Annotated in this window: 14 protein-coding genes; 8 read left to right on the plus strand and 6 right to left on the minus strand. The window is 59.0% G+C overall.

The genetic code is table 11. The features are described from left to right. Positions 1 to 41 precede the first annotated feature (41 nt). From glnH to ybiO, 4 genes are all read left to right on the plus strand, one after another. Positions 42 to 788, plus strand: a complete 747-nt coding sequence (glnH, locus tag ACR809_RS17135) for a glutamine ABC transporter substrate-binding protein GlnH (protein WP_002895839.1) — start codon at positions 42 to 44, stop codon at positions 786 to 788. A gap of 125 nt (positions 789 to 913) precedes the next feature. After that, positions 914 to 1,573 (plus strand): glutamine ABC transporter permease GlnP, encoded by a 660-nt coding sequence (gene glnP / locus ACR809_RS17140; protein ID WP_002895837.1) that lies wholly within the window; start codon positions 914 to 916, stop codon positions 1,571 to 1,573. Continuing rightward, positions 1,570 to 2,292: a glutamine ABC transporter ATP-binding protein GlnQ gene (gene glnQ, locus ACR809_RS17145; protein ID WP_004142040.1), complete on the plus strand. Its 723-nt coding sequence runs from the start codon at positions 1,570 to 1,572 to the stop codon at positions 2,290 to 2,292. The genes glnP and glnQ overlap by 4 nt, the downstream gene beginning before the upstream one ends. A 111-nt stretch (positions 2,293 to 2,403) precedes the next feature. Then, positions 2,404 to 4,599 (plus strand): mechanosensitive channel protein, encoded by a 2,196-nt coding sequence (gene ybiO / locus ACR809_RS17150; RefSeq protein ID WP_004142041.1) that lies wholly within the window; start codon positions 2,404 to 2,406, stop codon positions 4,597 to 4,599. A gap of 2 nt (positions 4,600 to 4,601) precedes the next feature. Here the strand turns inward: ybiO and rlmF are convergent, their stop codons facing one another. Next, on the minus strand, positions 4,602 to 5,516 hold the full coding sequence (gene rlmF / locus ACR809_RS17155) for a 23S rRNA (adenine(1618)-N(6))-methyltransferase RlmF (protein WP_002895831.1): 915 nt from the start codon (positions 5,514 to 5,516) through the stop codon (positions 4,602 to 4,604). Between the two features lie 96 nt (positions 5,517 to 5,612). Between rlmF and ACR809_RS17160 the strand changes: the two genes are divergently transcribed. From ACR809_RS17160 to ybiJ, 4 genes are all read left to right on the plus strand, one after another. Further along, the gene (locus ACR809_RS17160) at positions 5,613 to 6,227 is read left to right on the plus strand and encodes a flavin reductase family protein (protein WP_002895828.1); all 615 of its coding nucleotides are present in this window, start codon (positions 5,613 to 5,615) and stop codon (positions 6,225 to 6,227) included. Between the two features lie 139 nt (positions 6,228 to 6,366). After that, positions 6,367 to 6,627, plus strand: a complete 261-nt coding sequence (locus ACR809_RS17165; protein ID WP_122051658.1) for a DUF1471 domain-containing protein — start codon at positions 6,367 to 6,369, stop codon at positions 6,625 to 6,627. 20 nt (positions 6,628 to 6,647) lie between these two features. Next, the gene (locus ACR809_RS17170; protein WP_122051451.1) at positions 6,648 to 6,914 is read left to right on the plus strand and encodes a DksA/TraR family C4-type zinc finger protein; all 267 of its coding nucleotides are present in this window, start codon (positions 6,648 to 6,650) and stop codon (positions 6,912 to 6,914) included. 285 nt (positions 6,915 to 7,199) lie between these two features. After that, positions 7,200 to 7,460, plus strand: a complete 261-nt coding sequence (gene ybiJ, locus ACR809_RS17175; RefSeq protein ID WP_004176772.1) for a DUF1471 family protein YbiJ — start codon at positions 7,200 to 7,202, stop codon at positions 7,458 to 7,460. A 109-nt stretch (positions 7,461 to 7,569) separates the two neighbouring features. On the opposite strand, the gene ybiB is transcribed toward ybiJ, so the two are convergent. The 5 genes from ybiB to ACR809_RS17200 form a co-directional block, all read right to left on the minus strand. Beyond that, positions 7,570 to 8,538: a DNA-binding protein YbiB gene (gene ybiB / locus ACR809_RS17180; protein WP_122051452.1), complete on the minus strand. Its 969-nt coding sequence runs from the start codon at positions 8,536 to 8,538 to the stop codon at positions 7,570 to 7,572. Between the two features lie 29 nt (positions 8,539 to 8,567). Then, positions 8,568 to 10,724 carry an ATP-dependent DNA helicase DinG gene (gene dinG / locus ACR809_RS17185; protein WP_004147693.1) on the minus strand — a complete coding sequence of 719 codons (2,157 nt, stop codon included), beginning with the start codon at positions 10,722 to 10,724 and terminating at the stop codon, positions 8,568 to 8,570. A gap of 187 nt (positions 10,725 to 10,911) precedes the next feature. After that, entirely contained in the window at positions 10,912 to 12,267 is a 1,356-nt protein-coding gene (gene rhlE, locus ACR809_RS17190) for an ATP-dependent RNA helicase RhlE (protein ID WP_004151702.1), read from the minus strand. A gap of 214 nt (positions 12,268 to 12,481) precedes the next feature. Further along, positions 12,482 to 13,474 (minus strand): transketolase family protein, encoded by a 993-nt coding sequence (locus tag ACR809_RS17195; RefSeq protein ID WP_004176778.1) that lies wholly within the window; start codon positions 13,472 to 13,474, stop codon positions 12,482 to 12,484. Beyond that, positions 13,474 to 14,319: a transketolase gene (locus ACR809_RS17200; protein WP_002895753.1), complete on the minus strand. Its 846-nt coding sequence runs from the start codon at positions 14,317 to 14,319 to the stop codon at positions 13,474 to 13,476. The genes ACR809_RS17195 and ACR809_RS17200 overlap by 1 nt, the downstream gene beginning before the upstream one ends. Positions 14,320 to 14,327 lie beyond the last annotated feature (8 nt).

Below are 14,327 nucleotides of genomic sequence, written 5' to 3' on the forward strand. Positions count from 1 at the left end.
TTCTCGCAGGGGATCGTCCCGTGGATATAAAAGGAAATGCTATGAAGTCTGTATTTAAAGTTTCACTGGCTGCACTGACCCTGGCTTTTGCGGTTTCTTCCCATGCCGCCAATAAGACCCTGGTTGTCGCCACCGATACGGCGTTCGTCCCGTTCGAATTTAAGCAAGGCGATAAGTATGTGGGTTTTGACGTTGACCTGTGGGCGGCTATCGCCAAAGAGCTGAAGCTCGACTACACCCTGAAGCCAATGGACTTCAGCGGCATTATCCCGGCGCTGCAAACCAAAAATATCGATCTGGCGCTGGCGGGGATCACCATTACCGACGAGCGTAAAAAAGCGATCGACTTCTCCGACGGCTACTACAAAAGCGGCCTGCTGGTGATGGTCAACGCCAATAATAACGACATCAAAGATGTCAAAGATCTGAACGGTAAAGTGGTCGCGGTGAAGAGCGGCACCGGCTCCGTTGACTACGCGAAAGCCAATATCAAAACCAAAGATCTGCGTCAGTTCCCGAACATCGATAACGCCTATATGGAGCTGGGAACCGGTCGCGCGGATGCCGTGCTGCACGATACGCCGAATATTCTGTACTTCATCAAAACCGCGGGCAACGGTAAGTTCAAAGCGGTAGGCGAATCACTGGAAGCGCAAAACTACGGTATCGCCTTCCCGAAAGGCAGCGACGAGCTGCGTGAGAAAGTGAACGGTGCGCTGAAAACGCTGCGCGACAATGGTACCTATAACGAAATTTATAAAAAATGGTTCGGCACTGAACCCAAATAATAAAAACGTACTTCGCCGGACCGAGGTCCGGCGACACCACAACGGTCTTCCGGCACAGGCTCAGCGGGAGACGGTATTTTGGCGGAGGCTTTCCTCTGCTCTCGACACGGTAACAGGAACGTATTATGCAGTTTGACTGGAGTGCCATCTGGCCTGCCATTCCGATTTTGCTGGAAGGCGCCAAAATGACGCTGTGGATTTCCGTCCTCGGCCTGGCCGGCGGTCTGATAATTGGTCTGGTGGCCGGTTTCGCCCGCTGCTTCGGCGGCTGGATCGCCAACCACATCGCGCTGGTCTTTATTGAAATCATTCGCGGCACCCCGATTGTGGTGCAGGTTATGTTCATCTACTTTGCGCTGCCGATGGCCTTTAGCGATCTGCGCATCGACCCCTTCTCCGCGGCGGTAGTGACCATCATGATAAACTCGGGCGCCTATATCGCGGAAATCACCCGCGGCGCGGTGCTCTCCATACATAAAGGCTTCCGCGAAGCGGGCCTGGCGCTTGGCCTGTCGCGTCGCGAAACCATTCGCCACGTGATCCTGCCGCTGGCGCTGCGCCGCATGCTGCCGCCGCTGGGCAACCAGTGGATCATCAGCATCAAGGATACCTCGCTGTTCATCGTCATCGGCGTCGCCGAACTGACCCGTCAGGGACAGGAGATCATCGCTGGCAACTTCCGCGCGCTGGAAATCTGGAGCGCCGTAGCCGTGATCTACCTGATTATCACCCTGGTCCTGAGCTTTATTCTGCGTCGTCTTGAAAGAAGGATGAAAATCCTGTGATTGAATTTAAAAACGTCTCCAAGCACTTTGGTCCGACCCAGGTGCTACACGATATCTCTCTGAAAATTAATCAGGGTGAAGTGGTGGTCATTATCGGCCCTTCCGGTTCCGGTAAATCAACGATGCTGCGCTGCATCAATAAGCTGGAAGAGATCACCAGCGGCGATCTGATTGTCGATGGTCTGAAGGTCAACGACCCGAAGGTGGACGAACGTCTGATTCGTCAGGAAGCCGGGATGGTTTTCCAGCAGTTTTATCTGTTCCCGCACCTCACGGCGCTGGAAAACGTGATGTTTGGCCCGCTGCGGGTACGCGGCGCCAGCAAGCAGGCGGCAGAGAAGCAGGCGAAAGAGCTGCTGGCGAAAGTCGGTCTGGCTGAGCGCGCGCATCACTATCCGTCCGAACTCTCCGGCGGCCAGCAACAGCGTGTGGCCATCGCCCGCGCGCTGGCGGTGAAGCCGAAGATGATGCTGTTTGATGAACCGACCTCCGCGCTCGACCCGGAGCTGCGCCATGAAGTGCTCAAGGTGATGCAGGACCTGGCGGAAGAGGGCATGACGATGGTGATTGTGACCCACGAAATCGGCTTTGCCGAAAAAGTGGCCTCGCGACTAATCTTTATCGACAAAGGACGAATTGCTGAAGACGGCAATCCCCAGGAGCTGGTGAAGAACCCGCCCAGCCCGCGCCTGCGTGAATTCCTGCAACACGTCGCCTGACCCACAACGGCTCTCTCCCCCACGATGAGAGCCGCTTTTCCAGAATCCTCTTCCCTCCCCTTCCGCCAGCGGCTTCTATACTTACCCGTTTACGTTGCAACGGAGGTGCCCATGCCGTGGATCCTGCTTTTGCTCGCTGCACTGTTTACTGCCCCGCTTTCCGCCGCCACCCTTCCCGGCGTGCCGACGGCTAACACTGATAAAAACAGCGCCAGCGAACCCGATGTGGAACAGAAAAGAGCGGCTTATGCCGCACTGGCCGATGTGCTGGCCAACGACTCCGCCCGTCAGGAGCTCATTGACCAGCTGCGTAAAGCAGCCGCCACGCCGCCGCCCGACAGCACCCCGACGCTGACGCCACCGGCGGTGAAAGAAGAGACCACGGTACTGGAGAACGTCACCCAGATAAGCCGGGAATATGGCGAACAGCTCTCATCACGCTTTTCCCAGCTGTGGCGCAATATCACCGGCTCACCGCATAAGCCCTTTAATCCGCAAACCTTTACCAGCGCGGCCTGGCATTTTTTACTGCTGGCCGGGCTGGTGTTTGCCTTCTGGTGGCTGGTACGCCTCGCGGCGCTGCCGCTGTATCGCAAAATGGGCGAATGGGGACGGCATAAAAACCGCGATCGCGGTAACTGGCTTCAGCTGCCCCTGACCATCGCCGGGGCGTTTATCATCGACCTGCTGCTGCTGGCGCTAACCCTGTTTGTCGGTCAGCTGCTAAGCGATCGCCTGAATGGGAATAACCCTACCATCGCCTTCCAGCAGAGCCTTTTCCTCAACGCCTTCGCGCTGATCGAGTTTTTTAAAGCTATTCTGCGGCTCATTTTCTGCCCGCGCATTCCTGCCCTGCGGCCCTTTAACCTCAGCGACGAGGCCGCGTCATACTGGAGCCTGCGCCTGAGCGCGCTCAGCAGCCTGATTGGTTACGGTCTGATCGTCGCGGTGCCGATTATTTCCAATCAGGTGAATGTTCAGGTTGGCGCGCTGGCTAACGTCGTCATCATGCTGTGCATTACGCTGTGGGCGCTGTACCTGATTTTTCATAACAAAGCGGTGATTACTCAAGGGTTGATCCACCTGGCCGACCACTCACTCGCTTTCTTTAGCCTGTTTATCCGCGCCTTCGCGCTGGTCTGGCACTGGCTGGCCTGCGCCTACTTTGTGGTGCTTTTTTTCTTTTCCCTGTTCGACCCGGGCAACAGCCTGAAATTCATGATGGGCGCCACCCTGCAAAGCCTGGCGATTATCGGCGGCGCGGCGCTGGTGTCTGGCATCCTGTCGCGCTGGATAGCCAAAACCATCACCCTGTCGCCCGCCACTCAGCGCAACTACCCTGAACTGCAAAAGCGGCTAAATGGCTGGATCTCCGCCTCGCTGAAGGCGGCGCGCATTCTCACCGTCTGTGTCGCCATCATGCTGCTGTTGAGCGCCTGGGGCCTGTTTGACTTCCGGGAATGGCTGCACAACGATGCCGGGCAAAAAACGGTGGATGTGCTGATCCGCATCGCCCTGATCCTCTTCTTCTCCGCCATTGGCTGGACGGTTCTGGCCAGCCTGATTGAAAACCGGCTGGCATCGGATATTCATGGCCGTCCGCTGCCCAGCGCGCGGGCCCGGACGCTGCTGACGCTGTTTCGCAACGCGCTGGCGGTGGTGATCAGCACCATCACGGTGATGATCCTGCTCTCGGAAATTGGGGTAAACATTGCGCCGCTGCTGGCGGGCGCCGGGGCGTTAGGGCTGGCCATTTCGTTTGGTGCGCAAACCCTGGTCAAAGACATTATCACTGGCATATTTATCCAGTTTGAGAACGGGATGAACACCGGCGACCTGGTCACCATCGGCCCTTTGACCGGCACCGTGGAACGAATGTCGATTCGCTCCGTGGGGGTACGTCAGGATACCGGCGCCTATCACATTATTCCCTGGTCCTCGATCACCACCTTTGCCAACTTCGTGCGCGGCATTGGCTCGGTTGTGGCTAACTATGACGTTGACCGCCATGAGGATCTGGATAAAGCCAGCCAGGCGCTGAAGGCGGCGGTGGACGATCTGCTGGCCCAGGAGGAGATCCGCGGTCTGATCATTGGCGAACCGTCGTTCGCCGGGCTGGTGGGGCTGAGCAATACCGCCTTTACGCTACGCGTCAGCTTCACTACCCTGCCGCTGAAGCAGTGGACGGTGCGTTTTGCCCTCGACACCCAAGTGAAAAAGCACTTCGACCGCGCCGGGGTTCGCGCGCCGGTACAGACCTGGCAGCAGCTGCCGATGCCGGGCGCCGACAGCCCGGCCGCCGAGTAGCGTTAGAATGGACGACGGCGTTTGGCGTCGTCCATAAAGCTCCAGGCGATAAAGCGACTTTGCTTTTGCCCCTGGGCCATCTCCTTTTTCACCACTTTCACTGCGCCGACCTCGGTCAGCAGGCGGTAGAGCGGCGGCAGATTATCGCCACGCGACACCAGCGAGGTAAACCATTTCACCTGGCGGGCGAAGGCCTGGCTTTCGCGGATCATCTGCGAGATAAAGGCTACTTCGCCCCCTTCGCACCACAGCTCCTGCTGCTGACCGCCAAAATTGAGGCCGCTTTCGGCGCCGAGTCCGAGGTTGCGGCGCTTGCGCTCGCCCCCCGCCCGGGCGCTCTCTGCGGAGTCATGGAACGGCGGATTACACAGCGTGGCGTCGTAGGTCTCGTTTTTATGGATCACGCCGTGAAAGATAGCCTGGCTCTCTTTTTGCCGGCGCAGGCGGATCTGCCGGGTCAAGCCCGGGTTGCCATTGATAATCGCCTGCGCGCTGGCGAACGCCTGCGGGTTGATTTCACTGCCGGTAAAGCGCCAGCCATACTCGTGGGCGCCGATCAGGGGATAGATGAGGTTGGCGCCGGTGCCAATATCAAGGATCGTGGCATCCTTCGGCACCTCGCCGCTATCCCCGGCCAGCAGATCCGCCAGATGATGAATATAGTCGGCCCGCCCAGGCACCGGCGGACAGAGAAAGCCGTCAGGAATGTCCCAGTGTTTGACCGCGTAGAAATGCGCCAGCAGCGCTTTATTCAACGCTTTCACCGCCTGCGGATTGGCAAAATCAATGGTCTGCTCACCCAGCGGATTGAGCGTAATGTAGCCCTGCAGGTCAGGATGGGCCTGGCAGAGCGCGGGCAGGTCGTAGCGTTGATGGTGGCGGTTACGCGGGTGTAACCCCGGTTTCTGGGCTTTCATGACAATCTCCTTTGAACAGCCGCGTAAGATACCCGTTGACGGCGGCGCGGTAAATAAGGGAGTCTGGATATCTCCATTATCCGTGACAGGTGCAGCATGTACTTTTATCAACCTTCGCAGGGCCACGGCCTGCCGCATGACCCTCTGAACGCGATAATCGGGCCTCGCCCGATAGGCTGGATCGCCTCCCAGGACGCCGAGGGCCAGCGTAATCTGGCGCCATACAGCTTTTTTAACTGCTTTAACTATCGGCCGCCAATCATTGGTTTCGCCAGCAGCGGCTGGAAAGACAGCGTGCGAAATATCGTCGAAACAAAGGAGTTTGTCTGGAACCTGGCGACGCGACCGCTGGCCATGGCGATGAATGAAACGTCAGCCTCGATTCCGCACCATGAGGACGAATTCGTGCGCGCCGGCCTCACCGCCGCCGCCAGCCGCCTGGTCAGCGCTCCACGGGTCGCGGAGAGTCCGGTGAACTTTGAGTGCCGTCTGTCGCAGTGTATTCAACTCACCACCGCCGACGGCAACCCTGTCGATACGTGGCTGGTGCTCGGCGAAGTGGTCGCCGTGCATATCGATGAATCACTGCTGGACAACGGTATCTATCAAACCGCCCGGGCCCAGCCGATCCTGCGCGCCGGTGGCCCGAGCGCCTATTACGGTATTGATGACAGCCTGCGCTTTGACATGATCCGCCCTGACGCCCGCTAAATAATCTACCGGCCAGAGTAGCGCTCCCCTGCGCCGGTAGCATGCAAAACGCACTGTTTTGCATTAAACATTCCCTGTCGCGCGGTCTGGAAAGACCTACACTTAAGCTATGTCCCATGCGGTTTATGAGGATATGCTGATGAAATTGGTCTCGCTGCTGTTCGCCGCGGCGCTCACCGCTCATGCCACCGCGGCCTCTCCCCTGCCACCGCCATCCGTACTGCCCTATAACGGGCCGCTCCGCCCTGTCGGCACCGTCTCCGCCTTCGGCGCCAGCACCCTGGACGACCTGACGGCCGCCCTTGCGGATAAGGCCCACCGTCATGGGGCGATAGCCTGGCGGATCAATGCCGCCAGCAGCGGTAACCGGCTGTACGGTTCAGCTATAATTTATCAATAACCTTTTACAGGAGGCAGACGATGGCATCAGGTTGGGCAAGCGACGGCGCCGTACAGGATCAGATCGACAGCACTATTGACGATGCGGTGGCTCGCGCCCGCCGCGAGCTTCCGCGCGGCGAAAGCAACAAATTTTGTGATGAATGCGGAGAGCCGATTCCGGAGGCCCGTCGACAGGCCATCCCAGGGGTCAGATACTGCGTGAAGTGCCAGCAGGAGAAAGATTTACATAACAATACATTTTCAGGATATAATCGTCGCGGTTCCAAGGATAGCCAGCTACGCTGACTTTCCTTTACCGTTTATGACAGCCTTTCGCATTATCTTTTCGCGCACATTTTTTGGCGGAAAAAGTCGCAATATGTGCCCTTAAACGCGTCGGTGTTCCTCGCTACGCTTCGTGACGAAAAGAATAAGAAATAATTTATTAATAATCAGTAAATTATTAATCATTCAAAAAATTCGATGAAGACTGTGAATTTCCTTCGATTTTATCTCCCGCAAAAAAGCGTGATACTTATCACATCGACGGAACATCGTCCCCTGAACAGAACAACCTGCGAGAGATTAACTATGAAAAACATCAAATATGCTGCCGCTGCCATCGCTCTGACCGCTCTTTCCTTCGGCGCCTTTGCCGCCGAACCGGTTACCCCCGCTCAGGCTGAAAGCATGAATAAGATCGGCGTGGTGTCTGCGCAAGGCGCAACCACTTTAGATGGTCTGGAAGCAAAACTGGCTGCTAAAGCCGAAGCCGCTGGCGCGACCGGCTACAGCATTACTTCCGCTAACACCAACAACAAACTGAGCGGTACTGCGGTTATCTATAAATAATCGCTGCACCCATCTGTAAGCCACTGAATTAACCCTGAAAAGACCTTTAATACCCTTGCCTTGCCCGTCCGAGCCACCGGACGGGCTTTTTTTTATCCTGCAGATCCGATCACCAACAGTCGTTGACGCGGCTGAGGCCCTGCTCCAGCGAGGTGACTTCCCCGCAGGCCAGCAGACAGCAGGCAAGCTGGATCTTCAACGAGTTGGGCACCGGTTCGACGCCAGCGACGCAGCGTTCAATCCAGCGCGCGGTGACCTCAGGGTCTTTCGAGGTCGGCAGGACCACCGCCTCCGCTGCCATCTCAGTCTGGCGTTCGTACAGCACCCGCACGCCCTGCTCATCAATCAGGCTGATCTGCGGACAGCGCTGCGGGTTGGCGTACACTTCGCCCTCGGTACCATGCATCAGCAGCGCGCGGCCACCGGTCTCGCGAAAGAAGTTCGCCACCCGGGGAACATATTCCGGATGCGACACGCTGGTGAGACGCAATGCCTCCCCTTCGCCAAACGGCGTGGCCAGCTTGGCCAGGGTATGGGCGCTGTTGCGTACGCCCATCCGCCAGCGCATCGCCAGCTGTTTCTCCAGCGGCGGACAGAAGGCCCCCACCGGGATATACACCGGTTCATGGCCCTCCAGCTGCGCCTGAGCCTGTCCGGCGTGCAGGGTGGCCGGAATGTCCAGCAGGGTAAAAATGGTTTCGGTCAGCACCCGGGTGGGATCGTGACTGACGCCGTGAACCACCACCGGAAATCCCAGCTTGTGCAGGAGCATCGCCAGCAGCGGCGTGAGGTTCGCCTGCTTGCGCGCGCCGTTGTAGCTGGGGATAACGATCGGCATCGGCTTGCCGGCCGGCGGGGTCAGGCGCAGCGTATGCTGCTGCATCGCGGCGTAAAAACCTTTCATCTCCGCTTCGCCTTCGCCTTTAATGCGCAGGGCAATTAATATTCCCCCCAGCTCCAGCTCCGGCACCTCGCCGTTCAGCATCCGCGCGTAGAGCGCACGGGCGGTCTCTTCATCGAGATCGCGGGCATGATTCTTACCGCGACCCACCTCTTTTATAATTTTGCTGTACTCCATGGCTCCCCCTGGTGCATCACGCGCCGGCGTCAGCGACGTTTGCGGCCCGTCTGTTTTGCTGTCTGTTTTGCTTTCCGTTTTACTATAACCTCCGGAACGCCCGGCTGCTCTATGGGAAAAACAGGTAACGCGTTCAGTAGACGCGCGCCGTAGTTTTTGGTCAACAGACGCTTATCGTAAATCACCACCTCTCCCCAGCAGTTATGGCTACGGATCAAACGCCCCACCTGCTGAATAAGATTAAAGGAGGCGCTGGGCAAACTCTGTACCTCAAAGGGATAACGATTGAGGCTTTTCAGCCATTCGCCTTCGGTGATCACTACCGGGCTGTCGATGGGCGGAAAAGCGATTTTATGGATATGCACCTGGCTTAGCAGATCGCCTTTTAAATCGAGACCTTCGGCAAAGGACTGCAGACCCACCAGCACGCTGCGCTCGCCGCTTTCCACCCGTTTGCGATGCAGCTCCACCAGCCGGTAGCGCGGCTGGTCGCCCTGCACCAACAGCATCAGGCGCAGATCGGTCACATGCTCGAGGAAGCGGTTCATCGCCCGCCCGCTGGCAAACAGCACCAGCATCCCGAGATGTTTTTTGCTCTCCACCTGCTGGCGAAAATAGGCCGCCATCTCGGCAATGTGCTGCTCTTCGTTATCCATCAGCGGTTCATAACGCATTTGAGGAATAATAATTTTCCCCTGCTCCACGTGGTTGAACGGCGAATCCAGCGCCACGAAGCGGTCCCCCGCTTTCTCCTTCAGACCGCTCATCTCCTGCAGGCGCGAGAAGCTGTTTAGCGAGCGCAGCGTCGCTGACGTCACCACGATATGCGGCACGCTGCGCCACAGCAGCCGTTCAAGCTGATCGCTGACGCGGATCCCGACGCAGTGGAACCAGACGTGGATCTGGCCATCGCGCACCACCCGCGTCGCCCATTTGGTTACCGGCGCGCCTGAGGACTGCGCCAGCGACGCCAGGCGCCACAGCTTGCTTTGGCTTTCAAACATGCCAAGGGCGCGGTTCATCTGCAGCAGCACCCGATGCAGGCGCACCACGTCATGGCTGCCGGTCTTTTCGCTGAGATCGTTCAGGAACAGCTCCGCCAGGCCGCGCAGCAACTCGGTGAGCTTCGCCAGCCGCTGGCAGATCTCCATCACCTCCTGCGGCAGTTCGCCCATCGGGAAGCGATGCTCCGCTTCCTGACCGGCGGGCATATAGAGATTGAGAATATTATTCAACGAAGCAATCAGCTCGAAAAGCTCTTCGCAATGAGCGGTGAGCCGCTCCGGATTGGCCAGCGGCGGCGTGGTTTTCGGACGAAACTGCTCCATGCAGGTAGCCACCAGCTTGCAGAATAGATCCAGCTGCAGGCGAAACCAGGGGGCGGTGATCTCGGCGCTCATCTCCAGCGCGTCGCGGGCGACGTCCGGCAGATGATGGCCTTCATCGAGGACCAGCAGCAGGTTTTTCGGCTCCGGCAGCACCGCTTCGCTCTCCATCGCCGCCATCACCAGCGCATGGTTGGCCACCACCACTTCCGCCTCCTGAATTTCCCGCCGCGCCACAAAGAACGGGCACTCGCGATAGTAGTGGCAGTTGCGGTTCAGGCAGCTGGCCTTATCGGTGCTCAGCCGGCTCCATAGCCCATCGTCGATGGCTTTGTCGGTATGGTCGCGCAGGCCGTCCCAGCGGTAGCTGTCGAGATCCTGCTTCAGGGTCGCGCACAGCTTCTGCTCCGCCTGATTATTCGGGGTGAGATCGTCATCGAGAAAGGCCAGCAGATCCTGCTGCGACGGCTCGGTGCTGGCCAGCGCCGTCAGGTTGCGCGGACAGACGTAGCGTCCGCGGCCAAAGGCGGCGGTAAAGCGCAGGTCGGGAATGATTTTACGCAGCAGCGGCAGGTCCTTACTGTAGATTTGATCCTGCAGGGCGACGTTGGCGGTGCTGACCACCAGCGTTTTTTGTTCCTCGCGGGCGATGGCGATGCCCGGGATCAGATATGACAGCGTTTTGCCGACACCGGTCGGCGCTTCGATAGCCAGATGCCTGCCCTCTTCCCCGGCAAGGGTTTTCGCCACATCGGCGATCATCTGCCGCTGCGGGGGACGCGGAATAAAGTCCGGGATCTGTTCCTGAAGCGCCTTATACCAGGCGGCGATTTGTGCTTTCAGCGCAGCGGTCAAAGCCATGAGAAAACCTGAATACTGTATAAACAGCCACTATTGTGCCATTTTTGCCCGCCCGGAGGTATTGCTTTCTGCGGAGTGTGGAAGCCTGCTCGACAAATAGTGTAATGGAAAGAAAAAGGCCCGCCGCCGCGTAGCGGACAGACGGGCCTGAGCCGGGGCGCGTTATCGCGGCCCGGACATCAGCGTGTTATTCGCCAGCCGGTTTACGCGGGCGACGGCGGCGCGGCGGTTTGCCGTCCTGAGTGCGCGCTTTCGGCGCCTCGCCGTCCTGACGGCGCGGGGCATTATTCTGGCTGCGCGGCTGTCCGCTGCGTCCCTGACCCTGGCCGCCGCGTCCCTGACCTTGCCCGCGACCGCCGCCGCGCTGCTGGCGACCGTTCTGGATAGGTTCGGCTTTAATGGACGGATCCGGCTCATAGCCGGCAATCGCGATGCGCGGGATCTCTTTTTTCAGCAGGCGCTCGATATCGCGCAGCAGCTTATGCTCATCCACGCACACCAGCGATAAGGCTTCGCCGGTGGCCGCCGCGCGACCGGTACGGCCGATACGGTGGACGTAATCTTCCGGTACGTTCGGCAGCTCGTAGTTCACCACGTGCGGCAGCTCTTCGATATCCAGACCGCGGGCGGCGATATCGGTCGCCACCAGCACGCGAATGCCGCCGGATTTAAAGTCGGCCAGCGCGCGGGTACGCGCTCCCTGGCTCTTGTTGCCATGGATCGCCGCGCTGCGGATGCCGTCTTTGTTGAGCTGTTCCGCGAGGTGGTTGGCGCCATGCTTGGTACGGGTAAACACCAGCACCTGCTGCCAGTTGCCTTCGCCGATAAGCTGCGACAGCAGTTCACGCTTGCGGTTCTTGTCAACAAAATGGACGTGCTGGGTGATCTGCTCGGACGCGGTGTTACGACGCGCCACTTCCACTTCCAGCGGGTTGTGCAGCAGTTTCTCGGCCAGGCCCTTGATCTCGTCGGAGAAGGTCGCCGAGAACAGCAGATTCTGTCGACGCGCCGGCAGTTTAGCCAGTACGCGACGGATGTCATGGATAAAGCCCATATCCAGCATACGGTCCGCTTCGTCCAGCACGAGGATTTCAACTTTATCAAGACTGACGGCGTTCTGATGTTCAAGATCCAGCAGACGGCCCGGGGTGGCGACGAGGATGTCGACGCCGCCGCGCAGCTTCATCATCTGCGGGTTGATGCTCACGCCGCCGAAGACCACCAGCGAGCGAATATTCAGGTATTTACTGTAATCGCGGACGTTCTCGCCCACCTGCGCCGCCAGCTCACGGGTCGGGGTCAGGATCAGCGCGCGCACCGGACGACGGCCCTTTGCGTGCGGCTCATTCTGGATCAGGCGCTGCAGCAGCGGCAGGGTAAAGCCCGCCGTTTTACCGGTGCCGGTCTGGGCGCTGGCCATCAGGTCACGGCCCTGCAGTACCGCCGGGATCGCCTGCTGCTGGATAGGGGTCGGCTCAACGTAGCCCTGCTCAGCGACAGCGCGCAGGATATCGGGATTCAGGCCAAGGGAATCAAAAGACATAACAACTCCGAACCGCCCCGGCCCGGTGAAGGGCGTAGTTTTCAGGGAGATTATTGCGATAAGAGATGGCAAAAACCACAATGCCATGAAGGGGCGCAGTCTAGCAGATTTTGTGACAGGCCGCATAAAATCTGCAAAAGAATGCCGCGCCTGGCTGGCGGGCATGAGAAGGCCGCCGAGCGCGCTCAGCGGCCAGTGGGTCATAGCAGCGCGGTTAACGCAGACGATACTTAATTTTTTCGACAATCTTCGCGGTGGAGATGCCGTAGCGATCGTGGAGGGTCGGCAGGGCGCCGGCTAACAGGAACGCGTCGGGCAGCCCCACGCTATCCAGCTCACAGCGTACGCCCTTACGCATCAGCAGCGCGGCCACCGCTTCCCCCAGGCCGCCGACCGCGGTGTGGTTCTCCGCAGTTACCACCAGGCGGCCCGGCTTCGACGCCTGTTCAATAATCGCTTTCTCATCCAGCGGTTTGATGGTCGGCACGTGCAGAACCGCCACGCCGATATTATCGGCCCGCAGCTTTTCAGCCGCCTCCAGCGCGCGCATGGTCATCAGCCCGGAGGAGATAATCAGCACATCGTTGCCGTCCTCCAGCAGCTTCGCCTTACCCAGTTCGAACTGATAGTCATATTTATCCAGCACCAGCGGCACCTTACCGCGCAGCAGACGCATATACACCGGCCCCTGGTGATCGGCAATGGCCGGTACCGCCTGCTCTATCTCCAGTGCATCGCAAGGATCGACGATAACCATCCCGGGGATACCACGCATGATCGCCAGATCTTCGGTGGCCTGATGGCTGGGGCCATAGCCGGTCGTCAGGCCCGGCAGCGCCGCGCAGATCTTCACGTTCAGATGCTCTTCGGCGATGACCTGGTGAATAAAATCATAGGCGCGACGGGTTGCAAAGGCGGCATAGGTGGTGGCGAAAGGAATAAATCCCTCCTTCGCCATCCCCCCTGCCGCCGCCATCAGCAGCTGTTCGGCCATGCCCATCTGGAAAAAGCGATCCGGGAAGGCTTGGGCGAAAATATGCAGGTCGGTATATTTTGACAGATCCGCAGTCATGCCGACGATATCCGGGCGCTGCGCCGCCAGTTTTGACAGCGCGACGCCGAAGGGCGCAGGGACGGTCGCCTGGCCTTCATCAGCAATCGAGGCGATCATCGCCGACGTTTTTAAACGGGGTTGACTCTGGCTCATTACAGCACTCCTTCCGGTTTGTTAGCGTCCAGCACCGCGATCGCTTTTTGCCATTCGTCGGCATCGACGCGAATAAAATGGTTTTTATCGCGGGTTTCGAGGAACGGCACCCCTTTGCCCATCAGCGTGTCGCATAAAATGACCCGCGGCTGATTGCCGGAATAACTTTTCGCGTTGTCAAAGGCGGCCATCACCGCCGGCAGATCGTTACCGTCCACGCGCTGTACGTACCAGCCGAAGGCGGCCCATTTATCCTGCAGCGGCTCAAAGCCGAGGATTTTGCGTGAATCGCCGTCAGCCTGCTGTTTGTTGACATCGACAAGGTTAATCAGGTTGCTCAGGCCATAGTGAGCCGCCGACATCGCCGCCTCCCAGGTCGACCCTTCGTCCAGCTCCCCATCGGACATGGAGTTGTAGACCCAGGCCTTGCTCTGTTTCTGCCGCAGCCCAAGCGCCATGCCGACGGCAATGGACAGCCCCTGCCCCAGCGAGCCGCCGGACATCTCCATCCCCGGGGTGTAGGTCGCCATGCCGGACATCGGCAGGCGGCTGTCGTCGGAGCCGTAGGTTTCCAGTTCGGCTTCCGGGATAATGCCCGCCTCCAGCAGCGCGGCATAATAAGCGATAGCGTAATGGCCATGAGAGAGCAGGAAGCGATCGCGCCCCTCCCACTCGGGATCTTCCGGGCGATAGGTCATGGCATGGCTGAAGGCGGTGGCGAGCACATCGGCATAGCCCAGCGCCTGGCCGATATAGCCCTGCCCCTGCACTTCCCCCATTTGCAGGGCGTAACGGCGAATACGCCACGCCGCCGCGGCGACTTTTTGTGATTCGGTCATCTTCATCTGTTTGC

The sequence above is a fragment of the Klebsiella sp. CD33 genome (assembly GCF_051992865.1).
Taxonomy (GTDB): Bacteria; Pseudomonadota; Gammaproteobacteria; order Enterobacterales; family Enterobacteriaceae; genus Klebsiella; species Klebsiella pneumoniae.